The following is a 13,707-nucleotide window of genomic DNA, read 5'->3' as shown; positions in this document are numbered from 1 at the left end:
CCCTGCCAGTTCACTTCTCGGCCGCCCAGCCCGCGTAGAAGAGTCCGAGACCGACGATCACGCACATGCCCTGGATGATCCAGAAGCGGACCACGACAAGGACTTCGGACCACCCCTTGAGTTCGAAGTGGTGCTGGAGCGGCGCCATCTTGAAGACCCGCTTGCCGGTCATCTTGAAGGAGCCGACCTGGATCACGACGGACATGGTGATCAGGACGAAGAGGCCGCCGAGGATCGCCATCAGGAACTCCGTGCGGGAGCAGATGGCCAGACCGGCGAGCGCGCCGCCGAGGGCGAGCGAACCGGTGTCGCCCATGAAGATCTTGGCGGGGGACGTGTTCCACCACAGGAAGCCGAAGCAGGCACCCATCAGGGCCGACGCGACGACCGCCAGGTCGAGCGGGTCCCGGACCGCGAAGCAGGCGCTGGGGTTGGTCAGGGTCTGCGCGTTGGCGCAGGACTCCTGGAACTGCCAGACACCGATGAAGGTGTACGCGCCGAAGACCATCACGGAGGCACCGGTCGCGAGACCGTCGAGGCCGTCGGTGAGGTTCACGCCGTTCGACATCGCCAGGATCATGAACAGCGCCCAGACGACGAAGAGCACCGGGCCGATCGACCAGCCGAAGTCCGTGACGAACGAGAGCTTGGTGGAGGCCGGGGTGTAACCGCTGGAGTCCTTGAACTGGAGTGCCAGCACCGCGAAGGCGATACCGACGATCAGCTGGCCGGCCATCTTCGCCTTGGCCCGCAGACCCAGCGAACGCTGCTTGACGATCTTGATGTAGTCGTCGAGGAAGCCGACCAGGCCCATGCCCGCCATCAGGAAGAGCACCAGCACACCCGAGAAGGTCATCGGAGCGCCGGTGATCGCCTTGGTGGCGAGGTAAGCGATGATCGTCGCCAGGATGAAGGCGATACCACCCATGGTCGGGGTACCGCGCTTGCCGTGGTGGCCGCGCGGTCCGTCGTCCCGGATGAACTGCCCGTACCCCTTGCGCGCAAGGAGCTTGATCAGCAGCGGAGTGCCGACCAGGGTCAGGAAGAGTCCGATGACTCCCGAGAAGAGAATCTGCTTCATCGGGCGGCGACCTCGCCCTCGGTACCACCGTCGAGCAGGGCTGACGCGACCTGCTCCAACCCCACCGACCTGGACGCCTTCACCAGCACGACATCTCCCTCACGCAGCTCACTGCGCAACAGGTCGACGGCCGCCTGCGCGTCGGACACGTGCACCGACTCCTCACCCCACGAACCCTCGTTATAGGCGCCCAATTGCAGCCAGGACGCTTCCCTGCCCCCGACTGCCACGAGCTTGCTCACGTTGAGCCGGACAGCCAGCCGTCCGACCGCGTCGTGCTCGGCGAGCGACTCGTCACCGAGCTCGGCCATGAGACCGAGCACCGCCCACGTGCGTCCCCCCTTGGCCTGTGCGGCCCTGCCCATGGCAGCCAGCGCACGCAGCGCAGCTCGCATGGACTCGGGGTTTGCGTTGTAGGCGTCGTTGACAACCGTCACACCGTCCGGACGCTCGGTGACCTCCATGCGCCAGCGGGACAGCGTGCCCGCCTCGGAGAGCGCCGGTGCGATCTCGTCCACGGACATGCCCAACTCATGCGCGACGGCGGCCGCGGCGAGCGCGTTCGACACGTGGTGCTCACCGTACAGGCGCAAGGTCACATCGCTGCACCCGGTGGGTGTGTGCAGCGTAAATGCGGCCTGTCCGGTGTCCGTGAGCCGGACGTTCTCTGCCCGTACGTCCGCTTCCTCCGCCTCTCCGAAGAGCAGCACGCTCGCCTTGGTACGCGAGGACATGGCCCGGACCAGCGGATCGTCCGCGTTGAGCACGGCCGTTCCGTGTTCGGGAAGCGACTCGACCATCTCGCCCTTGGCCTGGGCGATCTGCTCACGGCCGCCGAACTCGCCGATGTGGGCGGTCCCGACATTCAGTACGAGACCGGTCTTCGGCGGTACGAGGCCGGTGAGGTAGCGGATGTCGCCGATGTAGCGCGCACCCATTTCGAGGACCAGGTACCGGGTGTTCTCGTCGGCCCGCAGGGCGGTCAGCGGCAGGCCGATCTCGTTGTTGAGGTTGCCCGCCGGGTAGACCGTCGGGCCCTTGCGCTCCAGGAGTTGGGCGATCAGATCCTTCGTCGATGTCTTGCCCGCGGAGCCGGTGAGTGCGACGACTTCGGTGCCCAGGCGCTCGACGACGGTGCGGGCGAGCGCACCGAGCGCGGCGGTGACGTCGGGCACCACGATCGCCGGGACGCCGACGGGCCGGGTGGCGAGCACGACGGCGGCGCCCGCTTCGACGGCGCGCCGCGCGAAGTCGTGGCCGTCGACGCGTTCGCCGGCGAAGGCGACGAAGAGACTGCCGGGCTCTACCGCGCGGGAGTCCATGACGACAGGACCGGCGACCGTGACGGACGGATCCGGTATGTCGTGCGGCTGCCCGCCGACGATTTCGGCGATCTCGGTGAGGGAGAGGGCGATCACTTGGTCATCCCTGACTGTTGTTCTCGATTGCTGCGCGCTCGATTGCTGCGCGGAGGACCTGGCGGTCGTCGAAGGGGCGTACCACGCCGGCGATGTCCTGACCCTGCTCATGACCCTTGCCCGCGACCAGCACGGTGTCGCCGGGCCGGGCGCGGGCGACGGCCGCGGAGATGGCGGCTGCGCGGTCGGAGTCGATCAGCACGTCACCCCGCTCGTGCACCGGCACCTCGGCGGCGCCGGCGATCATCGCGGCGAGGATCGCGAGCGGGTCCTCGCCACGGGGGTTGTCGGAGGTCAGTACGGCGGTGTCGGCGAGCCGTGCGGCGGCGGCGCCCATCGGCCCGCGTTTGGTCTTGTCGCGGTCCCCGCCGCAGCCGAGCACGATGTGCAGCCTGCCTTCGGTGACCTTGCGCAGGGCGCGCAGGACCGATTCGACGGCGTCCGTCTTGTGGGCGTAGTCGACGACGGCGAGATAGGGCTGTCCGGCGTCGATCCGCTCCAGCCTGCCCGGTACACCGGGGACGGCCGCGATGCCGTCCGCCGCGGTCTGCGGGTCGGCCCCGGCGACGGTGAGGGTGACGATGGCGGCGAGGGTGTTGGCGACGTTGAAGGGGCCCGCCAGCGGCGACTTGGCGGCGATGCGCTCGCCCTTCGGGCCGACCGCGGTGAACGTGCTGGTGAACAGCGAGACTTCGACGTCCTCGGCCCGCCAGTCCGCGTCCGGGTGGCCCTCGGCGGAGAAGGTGGTGACGGGGACCGTGGCCTCGTCGACGAGGCGGCGGCCGTACTCGTCGTCGAAGTTCACCACGCCGACCCTGCTGCGCCGCGGGGTGAACAGCTGCGCCTTGGCCTGGAAGTAGTCCTCCATGCCGGAGTGGAACTCCATGTGCTCGGGGCTGAGGTTGTTGAAGACCGCCACGTCGAAGACGCAGCCGTCGACCCTGCCCAGCACCAGCGCGTGGCTGGAGACCTCCATGGCGACCGTGTCGACGCCGCGCTCGCGCATGACCGCGAAGAGCGCCTGCAGATCGGTGGCTTCGGGGGTGGTGCGCTCGGACTTGATGCGTTCGTCGCCGATCCGCATCTCGACCGTACCGATGAGACCGCTGAGGTGTCCCGCCGCGCGGATGCCGCCCTCGACGAGGTACGCGGTGGTGGTCTTGCCCGAGGTGCCGGTGATGCCGATCTGGAGCAGGTCACGGCCGGGGTGGCCGTAGATCTCGGCGGCGAGCTGACCCATCACGGCACGCGGGTCGGCGACGGCCAGGACAGGCAGCCCGGTGGCCGCCGCCCGTTCGGCGCCGGCCGGGTCCGTCAGCACCGCTGCCGCGCCCAGACCGGCTGCCTGCTCGACGAAGTCCGCTCCGTGCAGACGGGCACCGGGCAGGGCCGCGTACAGGTCTCCGGGGCGGACCGCCCGGGAGTCGTGGGTGATGCCGGTGACCTCACCGGCGCCCGGTGACGCGATACCCAGTTGTCCTGCCAGCTCCCCCAGGGGGGTCGGTCGGACCTCTGCCGGACGGGGTGCTCCCGGATAGGTCACAAAAAGGTCCTTCTGGGTCTTTTGGTACTGATCAGCGAGTGGCACGGCGGTGAGCGTACCGGGCGCACCGGGCTCGCCGCGAAGTGAGGGTCGGGGGGTGTTTCGGTTCCCGGGATCCGGGGTGATGGTCGTCACTGATGGTTCCTGGATCACTGGTGGGGGTCGAAGGTGACCGGCAGCCCGGGGGCCTCCCGGCCGGTCGGTGGGACCTGGAGGGTCTTGAGCGCGAACTCCATGACCTTCTTGTATACGGGCCCGCAGATCGAGCCGCCGAAGTAACTGCCGCTCATCGGGTTCTGGATGGCGCAGTAGACGGTGACACGGGGTTGGTCGGCGGGAGCGAAGCCCGCGAACGAGGCGGTGTAGCCGTGGTAGCCCCCCTTCTCCGGATCCACCCGGTTGGCCGTTCCGGTCTTGCCCGCGACCCGGTATCCGGGGATCCGGGCCGAGATCCCGGTGCCCTCCTGGTCGCCGACGACCGACTCCAGCATCCTGGCGACCGTCCTGGCCGTGCTCTCGCTCACGACGCGGGTCTCCTTCGGGGCCGGTGCCGGGGTGAACTGTCCGTCGGGTCCCCTGGTACCGCTGATCAGCGAGGGCTCCACGCGTACGCCGCCGTTGCCGATGGTGGAGTACACGGACGCCGCCTGCAGGGCGTTCAGCGAGAGCCCCTGGCCGAACGGGATCGTGTACTGCTGCGACGTCGACCAGTCCTGGGGTTTGGCCAGGATCCCCGCGGTCTCACCGGGGAAGCCGACACCGCTCGGCACGCCGATGCCGAACTTGTGCAGGTACGAGTAGAGGACCTTGTTCGCCTCGGGCTGGGTCTTCCCGAGCTGTCCGGCGGCCAGGATGGTGCCGATGTTGCTGGACTTGGCCAGCACGCCGTTGAGCGTCAGCGACCAGGTCGGGTGGTCGATGTCGTCGTGGAACACCCGGTCGCCGCGGTGCAGGGTGTTGGGCACCGTCACATGGGTGCCCGGTGTCGCGACCCCCTCCTGGATGATGGCGGACATGGACATGACCTTGCTGGTGGAGCCAGGCTCGAAGGCGTCCTGGAGCGCGGCGTTGCCCAGCGCGGAGGGGTTGGCGTGGGTGAGGTCGTTGGGGTCGAAGCCGGGGGCGTTGGCCATGGCGAGGACCTGGCCGGTCCTGGTGTCCTGCACGACCACGTAGCCGCGGTCGGCCTTGGACTTCTTCACCTGGTCGGCGATCGCGCTCTGCGCGGCCCACTGGATGTCCCGGTCCAGCGTCAGCTCGACGTCCGAGCCCGCGACGGCGGGCACCTCGCTGGCCCCGGCCGTGGGCACCTGACGGCCGCCCGACTGCGCGTAGGTGATCTTGCCGTCCTTGCCCGACAGCTCCTTGTCCAGCGAGGACTCCAGACCGCCCGCGCCCTTGCCCTCGGAGTTGACCCAGCCCAGCACCCCGGCGGCGAGGTCGCCGTTCGGGTAGACCCGCTTGGTGCTCGGCTCCTGGAAGACCCCGGCGATCACATCGGCGCCCTTGCCGCCCTTGGCCTTGTCCGCGCTCGCCTTCTGCGCGAAGACGCCCTTGAGGTCCTTGATCTGGTTCCAGACCTGCGGGGTCCGGCGGCTCGCCAGCAGGACGTACCGGGTCCTGGGCGTCCTGAGCTTCTTCGCCAGCACGTCGGCGTCCTGACCGAGGATCGGCGCGAGCAGCGCGCCCGCCTGCTCCGGGGCGTCGGCCGCGTGGCTCTGCTCCGGGGTGAACATCGTCGGGTCGGCGGTGATGTCGTACGCGTCGACGCTGGCGGCCAGTGCGACGCCGCCGCGGTCGGTGATCTCGCCGCGTTCGGCGGTGAGCGTATGGCTCAGGTAGCGGTTCTTGTCGGCCTTGGCCGCGTACGCGCTGGCGTCGACGGCCTGCACCTGGAGCAGCCGTACGACGAAGACCGCCATCACCAGGGTCAGCGCGAGACCGACGAGCCGCAGCCGGGGGCGCGGACTGCCCAGCCGCAGCGTCCGGGCGGTCTTGCGCGGCGGGCGCGGGCGGCGCTGCGCCGGGCGCACGGGGCGGGCGGCCCGCGCCTGGCGTGCCGGGGGCGGAACTCGGCGGCGCGGAGGTTCCTTGGACGGCACTGCGTCACCTGCCGGGGGTCTGGGTCGGCTCTGCTGTCGTCCCCGCGGGGGCGGGTGGTGAGGGGGCTTCGAGCGCGGTGGACGACACACCGCCCGAGGGGGCCGTGTTCGTCGCGGTGGCCGAACCCGGGACCGGCACTGTCGGCGCCGACGGTGTCGCGGAGGGCTTCGGCTTCGGCGGGACCGGTGGCTGGGTGGCCTCGGCGGCGACGCCCAGGACCTTGCCGTCACGGCCGAGGAAGGCGGGGCCGCCGCCGGGCACCATGCCGAGCTCCCCGGCCCGCTTGGCCAGTGCGCCGGGTGCCGAACGGTCGTCGACGTCCCGTTGCAGCGCCTGTTCCTCGTCGGTCAGCTCACCGATCTGCTTCTGTTCCCTGCTGAGCTTGAAGGAACCTTCGTTCAGTGCGGAGTTCAGCACCAGGAGCGTGATCAGACCGCTGCCCAGCAGCAGGACGACCAGAAGGACGAAGGGGGTCCGCGCCGCCCTGGGAGGTGCGGACGGCAGCAGCCGGGCCAGCCGAGCGGCCCGCCCCTTCAGTGCTGTGGCCGGCTTGCTCACAGCGCCTCCTCGCGGATGCGCTGCGCACCCCGCAGCCGTGCCGGTGCCGCACGCCGGTTCTCCGCGACCTCTTCCTCCGTCGGGAGTTCCGCGCCGCGGGTGAGCAGTTTCAGCCGGGGCTGGTAGCGCTCGGGGACGACCGGAAGTCCGGCCGGTGCCGTGTTCGCGGCGCCCGCCGCGAAGACCTGCTTGACCAGCCGGTCCTCCAGCGAGTGGTACGAGAGGACGGCGATACGGCCGCCGACGGCGAGCGCGTCCACCGCGGCCGGGATCGCCCGTTCCAGTACGGCGAGTTCGCCGTTGACCTCGATCCGCAGGGCCTGGAAGGTGCGCTTGGCGGGGTTGCCCCCGGTGCGCTTGACGGCCTGCGGCAGCGAGTCGCGGATGAGCTCGACCAGCCGGGCGCTGTTGGTGAAGGGTTCCTTCTCCCGCTCCCGGACGACCGCGGAGACGATCCGCTTGGCCTGCTTCTCCTCGCCGTACGCGCGCAGGATCCGTACCAGTTCGCCCGGCGGATAGGTGTTGAGCACCTCGGCGGCGCCCATGCCGGTCGTCTGGTCCATGCGCATGTCGAGCGGGGCGTCCTGGGCGTAGGCGAAACCGCGGTCCGCCTCGTCCAGCTGCATCGACGAGACACCGAGGTCGAAGAGGACGCCCTGGACGCGCGGGACGTCCAGCCGGTCCAGGACCTCGGGCAGTTCGTCGTAGACCGCGTGCACCAGGGTGGCCCGGTCGCCGAAGGGCGCGAGGCGCTCGCCGGAGAGGCGCAGGGCTTCCTTGTCCCGGTCAAGAGCGATCAGCCGGGCCGCCGGGAACGTCGAGAGCAGCGCCTCGCTGTGACCGCCGAGGCCGAGGGTGCAGTCGACGACGACCGCACCGGGCTGGGCAAGGGCCGGGGCCAACAGATCCAGGCATCGCTGGAGCATCACCGGGACATGTCGGGACTGGCTCATGCGCCCTCTCAGATACGGCGCGGTCGCACGTACTGCCGGGTCCCCGCCCGCTCGGAAGGGGACGGTCCGCCGGCGCCGGGAAGGGCGTCGACCGGCCGGCGAGCGGGAGAGGGCCGGGCCGTACGTACGCCGCGCATGCGCGGGTGTGCGGGGTGTGTGCGTGAAGCAGAGAGGACGCATCACGCCTCCCACTTCGCGCCACTTTAGTCCACCGGTCCCGCCGGTCAATCAACCGCCCAGCGCGTCGCGGAGTCCACTTTTCACCCGGACAGGCCAACGGGCGTCAACCCTGTGGGTTAGCTCACAACAGACCGAGTTGACACTGTTTTTCCTGCCTCGGCGCGGGACCGATCGAGCCACGACAGCTACCGTCATACATATGTCGACACCTGCCAACCTCCCCGCAGAGTCCTCCGCTCCGCGTCCGCGCCCCACCACGGGGGACAGCGGCACCGTGACCGACCGGCTCGTCGGAGCCAACCGGAGCTACGCCAGTGCGTTCACGGACCCCGGCATGGACTCCCGTCCGGTGCTGCACGTCGCCGTCGTCGCCTGCATGGACGCCCGTATCGACCTGCACGCCGCCCTCGGTCTCGAACTCGGTGACTGCCACACGATCCGCAACGCGGGCGGCGTGGTCACCGATGACGTGATCCGCTCACTGACCATCAGTCAGCGCGGCATGGGCACCCGCAGCGTCATACTGATCCACCACACCACGTGCGGCCTGGAGAGTCTCACCGAGGACTTCCGGCAGGAGCTGGAGGTGGAGGTCGGTCAGCGTCCGGCCTGGGCCGTGGAGTCGTTCAGCGACGTGGACCAGGACGTGCGTCAGTCGATGCAGCGGGTCCGGACCTCACCGTTCCTGCCGCACACCGACGATGTCCGGGGCTTCGTCTTCGACGTGACGACCGGCTTGCTCAGGGAGATCGACCCGGTCGTCTGAGCGATCGGCGCAGGACGAAATCACGGCAACCCACGACATATCCCGCCCACTTGTCCACAGGCAAGTGACACGAAGCGGTAACGGCAACAAGAATGCGGGGGCGGCACCTCGTCAGGTCTCACCGGACGGGGCGTCGCTGTTCGGGGTGGGCCGGGCCGTGCGCAGTGCCCTGGTCCGTGAAAGGGGTATCCCCTGCTCCTCAGGAGCGTGGGGGAAGGGCCGAGGAGGGCCGGGTGACGACCTATGACGATCGAGCGAGCCTCACAGATCTGACCACCACAGCGGAGCGCATCCGCAGGTCGGTGGAGGGTGTGATCGAGGGCAAGCCTGAGGTCGTACGGCTTTCGCTGACCGTGCTTCTCGCTGAGGGGCATCTGCTCATCGAGGACGTACCGGGCGTGGGCAAGACCATGCTCGCCAAGGCGCTGGCGCGCTCCATCGACTGCTCGGTACGGCGTATCCAGTTCACGCCCGACCTGCTGCCGTCGGACATCACCGGTGTGTCGATCTTCGACCAGCAACGGCGCGAGTTCGAGTTCAAACCGGGGGCGATCTTCGCGCAGATCGTGATCGGCGACGAGATCAACCGCGCCTCTCCGAAGACCCAGTCGGCGCTGCTCGAATCGATGGAGGAGCGCCAGGTCACCATCGACGGGCAGACGTACGAACTGCCCAGCCCTTTCATGGTGGTGGCCACGCAGAACCCGGTGGAGATGGAGGGCACGTACCCGCTGCCCGAAGCGCAGCGGGACCGGTTCATGGCCCGGGTCTCCATCGGTTATCCGAGCCCGGAGGCCGAGCTGCGGATGCTCGATGTGCACGGTTCGGTCTCGCCGCTGGACGATCTCCAGCCGGTGGCGCACGCCCACGAGGTCCTGAAGCTCGTCGACGCGGTACGGGCGGTCCACGTCGCCGAGGCGGTCCGGCGGTACGCGGTGCAGCTGGTCACGGCCACCCGCAGCCACCCGGACCTCAGACTCGGCGCATCCCCGCGGGCCACGCTGCATCTGCTGCGCGCCGCGAAGGCCGCCGCGGCGCTGAGCGGACGGGAGTACGCGCTGCCCGACGACGTCCAGGCGCTGGCGGTCGCGGTGCTCGCGCACCGACTGCTGCCCACCGCGCAGGCCCAGTTGAGCCGCCGCACCGCGGAGCAGGTCGTGCTGGAGATCGTCCAGCAGACCCCGGTGCCCGCGCACGACAACCGTCAGCAGCCCGGCGCCCGGCGGCTGTGATGACCGTCGGGGGTGCCGGGACCGCCGTCGACGAGGACAGGGGCGGGCTGCGGACGGCGCTGTCCGGGCTGACCACGCGCGGCCGTTCGTTCCTGGCGGCCGGGGTCGCCGCCGGAGCGTGCGCGTACGTCCTGGGTCAGGGCGACCTGCTGCGCGTGGGGCTGCTGCTGGCGGTGCTGCCGCTGGTCTGCGTCACCGTGCTGCACCGCACGCGCCACCGGGTCTCGGGCAGCAGACGGCTCTCGCCCGCCCGGGTGCCCGCCGGGTCCGAGGCACGTGTCCATCTGCGGATGGAGAACGTCTCGCGGCTGCCCACGGGCTTGCTGATGCTCCAGGACCGGGTGCCGTACGTGCTGGGGCCGCGCCCCCGCTTCGTACTCGACCGGGTGGAGGCGGGCGGTCGGCGTGAGGTGTCCTACCGGGTCCGGTCGGATCTGCGCGGGCGCTATCCGCTGGGCCCGCTCCAGCTGCGGCTGAGCGACCCGTTCGGGATGTGCGAGCTGACCCGCTCGTTCAGTTCGCACGACACCCTGACCGTCATCCCCAGGACCGAACCGCTGCCGCCGGTACGGCTCACCGGTGAAGCGGCCGGGTACGGCGAAGGCAGGCAGCGTTCGCTCGCCCTGGCGGGCGAGGACGACGTGATCCCTCGCGGCTACCGGCACGGTGACGACCTGCGCCGGGTGCACTGGCGCTCGACGGCGCGCTACGGGGAGCTGATGGTGCGCCGCGAGGAGCAGCCGCAGCGGGCCCGCTGCACGGTGCTGCTCGACACCCGCCGTGGTGCGTACCAGGGCGCCGGGCCCGACTCGGCCTTCGAATGGGCGGTCTCCGGGGCGGCTTCGGCGCTGGTGCACGTGCTGGAACGGGGCTTCTCGGTAAGGCTGCTGACCGATACCGGCAGTTCGGTACCGGGCGAGGGTGCGGACGGTTTCGCCGGGTCCGTCCAGGGATCCGCGGACTCCGCCGGGCTGATGATGGACACCCTGGCTGTCGTCGAGCACTCCGACGAGGCCGGGCTCTCCCGCTCGTACGACGTACTGCGCGGCGGGAACGAAGGACTTCTGGTCGCCTTCTTCGGCGATCTGGACGAGGAGCAGGCCGCGGTGGCCGCCCGGATGCGGCAGCGCAGCGGCGCGGCCGTCGCATTCGTGCTGAACAGCGACGTCTGGGCGCGCGGCGGGACGGCCCCGGAGGCCGGTGCGCACCGGCTGCGGCTGCTGCGGGACGCCGGCTGGACCGCGCTGGAGGTCCGGCCCGGGGTGCCGCTCGCCGAGCTGTGGCGCCAGGCGGGTCAGCAGCGCAGCACCCTGGGCTCCGTGGCCTGGCACAGCGGTACGACGGAGACGCCTGGGGGATGGTCATGAGTGGCCGCGGGAGACTGGCGCTGTGCGCCTACATCGCCACGATGCTCGCGGCGTGCGCGCTGCTGCCGCTGGTCGACCCGGTGTCGTGGATCGTGCAGGCCGCGTTGGTGCTGGCCGTCCAGAGCGGGGTGGGCGCGCTCACCCGGCGGGTACCGCTGGCCCGGCCGATGACGGTGGCGGCCCAGGCCGTGACGGCGCTGCTGATCCTCACCCTGATCTTCGCCAGGGGGCAGGCCTTCGGCGGCGTCGTGCCGGGCCCGGAGGCCGTTGAGCACCTCGGGGCGCTGCTGCGCCGGGGCGGGGACGACATAGGACGTTTCGCCATACCGGCACCGGCCACCGAGAGCATCCGGCTGATCCTGATCGGCGGGGTGCTGCTGATCGGTCTGCTGGTGGACGCGCTGGCCGTGACGTACCGCAGTGCGGCGCCCGCCGGGCTGCCGTTGCTCGCGCTGTACTCCGTCGCCGCCGGTATCGCGCAGAGCGGCGCCGCCTGGCTGTGGTTCGTCCTCGCCGCCTCCGGGTATCTGCTGCTTCTGCTGGCCGAGGGGAAGGACCGGCTCGCCCAGTGGGGACGGGTCTTCGGCGGCCAGGCGGCCCGGCGGGGGCGTAACGCCATGGGGTTCGAGGCCGGTGGCGGTCCCACGGCGCCCGCCCGTACCGGTCGGCGCATCGGTGCGGTGGCTCTGGGGTTCGCCCTGGTGATCCCCGCTGCGCTCCCGGCGCTGGACACCGGGCTGCTGGGCGGCACGGGCGCGGGCAAGGGGCCCGGGGGTGGCGGGGGCACCATCTCCGCGGTGAACCCGCTGGTCTCGCTGCAGAACAGCCTCACCCAGTCCGACGACCGCGAGGTGATGCGCTACCGCACCAACGCGAGCGACACCGGGGGGATGTATCTGCGGATCGTCTCGCTCGACGAGTTCGACGGCACCGCGTGGAAGTCGTCGGAGCGCCGCATCGGGGACGTGCCGGAGGAACTGCCCAGACCGGCGGGGCTGAGCCCGGAGGTCGCCACCACCGAGGTGAAGACCAATATCTCGGCCGCGGGATGGTACGCGCAGAACTGGCTGCCGCTCCCGTACCCGGCGACGAAGGTGGACATCAAGGGACGCTGGCGCTTCGAGCCGGCCGGGCGGACCCTGGTGGGCGACCGGGGACAGACCACTCGCGGTGTGCAGTACGGGGTGAGCAGTCTGCTCGTACAGCCGACGGCGGCCCAGCTGGCCGCGGCCCCGCAGCCGACGGGCGCGCTGCTGCGTGAGTACACACGGGTGCCGGACTCGCTGCCGGACGTGGTGAAGAAGACCGCGGAGCAGGTGACGGCCGGCGCCACGAACGACTACGAGCGTGCGGTCAAGATGCAGGACTGGTTCGCGTCGGACGGCGGGTTCACCTACGACACCCAGGTGCAGTCGGGCACCGGAACCTCCGCGATCGCCCGCTTCCTGAAGCAGAAGCAGGGCTTCTGCGTCCATTTCGCCTTCTCGATGGCGGCGATGGCCAGGACCCTGCACATCCCCGCCCGGGTGGCGGTCGGCTTCACGCCGGGCACCGCACAGCCGGACGGCACGATGTCGGTCGGGCTCCGTGACGCTCACGCCTGGCCGGAGCTGTACTTCGAGGGCGTGGGCTGGACCCGGTTCGAGCCCACCCCGACGCGCGGCTCCGTTCCGTCCTACACCCGTGCGGACAACTCGTCCGACGGTCCGGTGGCCCCGGCCAGGCCGGAGGCCACCACCTCGGCGGCACCGGCCGCGACGCCGTCTGCGACGGCCGCCTGCCCGCCGCAGATGCGCAAGCTGAACGACTGCGGTGCGGCGGCGCAGGGGGGCGGTGTGCCGCCCGTCGACCAGGGGACCCCGCTGGGGCCGGTGGTGGGCGGCGTGCTGGCCGCGGTCCTCGTCGTCCTGCTGCTCTCGCTGCCGATGCTGTGGCGGACCAGGGCGAGGTCACGACGGCTGGGGTCCGGTGGGCGGACGCCCGCGGACGCCGCTCACCGGACGCTGGCCGCCTGGCGGGAGATCACCGACTCGGCCTGGGACCACGGGATCACCCCCGACGAGTCACAGACGCCCCGCAGGACAGCGGCGCACATCGTGCGGGTCGGTGAGCTGACCGGCCGGGCTGCCGAAGCGGTGCACCGGGTGGCGGGTGCGGTGGAGCAGGTGCTGTACGCGCCGCTGCCCGGCGAGGTGGGCGGCCTCACCGAGGACGTCCGGCAGATCCGGGCCGCTCTGCGGGCCGGTGCGGGGTGGACGACGCGGCTCCGCGCAGTGCTCGCTCCCCGCTCGTCCGTACGGGTGGTGTGGGAGATCTCCCGGCGCCGGGAGGCGTCCGCGGGCCGCTGGAGGGAACGCCGCGCGGGACTCGGCCGGTGGGCGGCGACCGTACGGCGACCGGCCGGGCGGCGCGGCTGATCGGCCCGGCTGATCGGACGCCGGCGTACAGGTGAGGGGCGACCGCCCGGAAGCGGTCGCCCCTCACCTGTACGTCCGTCTGTACGTTC

At 70.9% G+C, this 13,707-nt stretch carries 10 protein-coding genes; 4 read left to right on the top strand and 6 right to left on the bottom strand.

From position 1 onward, the window contains the following. Nucleotides 1-10 precede the first annotated feature (10 nt). From mraY to rsmH, 6 genes are read right to left on the bottom strand one after another with little or no spacing between them, the layout of a single operon-like run. Nucleotides 11-1,081, bottom strand: coding sequence for a phospho-N-acetylmuramoyl-pentapeptide-transferase (gene mraY / locus NBY69_RS24840; RefSeq protein ID WP_250303702.1), 1,071 nt, complete (start codon nt 1,079-1,081; stop codon nt 11-13). Next, complete coding sequence (gene murF / locus NBY69_RS24835; RefSeq protein WP_250303701.1) at nt 1,078-2,499, bottom strand: UDP-N-acetylmuramoyl-tripeptide--D-alanyl-D-alanine ligase; 1,422 nt, start codon at nt 2,497-2,499, stop codon at nt 1,078-1,080. The genes mraY and murF overlap by 4 nt, the downstream gene beginning before the upstream one ends. Nucleotides 2,500-2,503: 4 nt before the next feature. After that, a complete protein-coding gene (locus NBY69_RS24830; protein WP_250303700.1) occupies nt 2,504-4,177 on the bottom strand; it encodes a UDP-N-acetylmuramoyl-L-alanyl-D-glutamate--2,6-diaminopimelate ligase in 1,674 nt (557 codons plus the stop codon). Nucleotides 4,178-4,191: 14 nt separating this feature from the next. Then, the gene (locus NBY69_RS24825; RefSeq protein ID WP_250303699.1) at nt 4,192-6,144 is read right to left on the bottom strand and encodes a penicillin-binding protein 2; all 1,953 of its coding nucleotides are present in this window, start codon (nt 6,142-6,144) and stop codon (nt 4,192-4,194) included. A gap of 4 nt (nt 6,145-6,148) precedes the next feature. Further along, entirely contained in the window at nt 6,149-6,703 is a 555-nt protein-coding gene (locus NBY69_RS24820) for a hypothetical protein (protein ID WP_250303698.1), read from the bottom strand. Next, nucleotides 6,700-7,656, bottom strand: a complete 957-nt coding sequence (rsmH, locus tag NBY69_RS24815; protein ID WP_250303697.1) for a 16S rRNA (cytosine(1402)-N(4))-methyltransferase RsmH — start codon at nt 7,654-7,656, stop codon at nt 6,700-6,702. The genes NBY69_RS24820 and rsmH overlap by 4 nt, the downstream gene beginning before the upstream one ends. Before the next feature lie 379 nt (nt 7,657-8,035). Here rsmH and NBY69_RS24810 point away from each other — a divergent pair, with 379 nt between their 5' ends. From NBY69_RS24810 to NBY69_RS24795, 4 genes are all read left to right on the top strand, one after another. Then, nucleotides 8,036-8,602, top strand: a complete 567-nt coding sequence (locus NBY69_RS24810; protein WP_250303696.1) for a carbonic anhydrase — start codon at nt 8,036-8,038, stop codon at nt 8,600-8,602. Between the two features lie 233 nt (nt 8,603-8,835). Beyond that, the gene (locus NBY69_RS24805; protein WP_250303695.1) at nt 8,836-9,834 is read left to right on the top strand and encodes a MoxR family ATPase; all 999 of its coding nucleotides are present in this window, start codon (nt 8,836-8,838) and stop codon (nt 9,832-9,834) included. After that, complete coding sequence (locus NBY69_RS24800; protein WP_250303694.1) at nt 9,834-11,201, top strand: DUF58 domain-containing protein; 1,368 nt, start codon at nt 9,834-9,836, stop codon at nt 11,199-11,201. The genes NBY69_RS24805 and NBY69_RS24800 overlap by 1 nt, the downstream gene beginning before the upstream one ends. Then, nucleotides 11,198-13,618: a DUF3488 and transglutaminase-like domain-containing protein gene (locus NBY69_RS24795; RefSeq protein ID WP_250303693.1), complete on the top strand. Its 2,421-nt coding sequence runs from the start codon at nt 11,198-11,200 to the stop codon at nt 13,616-13,618. Before NBY69_RS24800 ends, NBY69_RS24795 begins: the two co-directional genes overlap by 4 nt. Nucleotides 13,619-13,707 lie beyond the last annotated feature (89 nt).

Source organism: Streptomyces sp. A 4/2 (assembly GCF_940670765.1).
GTDB lineage: Bacteria > Actinomycetota > Actinomycetes > Streptomycetales > Streptomycetaceae > Streptomyces.
The sequence above is the reverse complement of the archived record's forward strand: the minus strand, read 5'-3'. Positions and strand labels throughout refer to the sequence as shown.

Bases quoted from the DNA above. Each gene is read 5' to 3' on its own strand.
- mraY (WP_250303702.1), bottom strand. From the start codon at position 1,081: ATGAAGCAGATTCTCTTCTCGGGAGTCATCGGACTCTTCCTGACCCTG.
- rsmH (WP_250303697.1), bottom strand. From the start codon at position 7,656: ATGAGCCAGTCCCGACATGTCCCGGTGATGCTCCAGCGATGCCTGGAT.
- NBY69_RS24810 (WP_250303696.1), top strand. From the start codon at position 8,036: ATGTCGACACCTGCCAACCTCCCCGCAGAGTCCTCCGCTCCGCGTCCG.
- NBY69_RS24800 (WP_250303694.1), top strand. From the start codon at position 9,834: ATGACCGTCGGGGGTGCCGGGACCGCCGTCGACGAGGACAGGGGCGGG.
- NBY69_RS24795 (WP_250303693.1), top strand. From the start codon at position 11,198: ATGAGTGGCCGCGGGAGACTGGCGCTGTGCGCCTACATCGCCACGATG.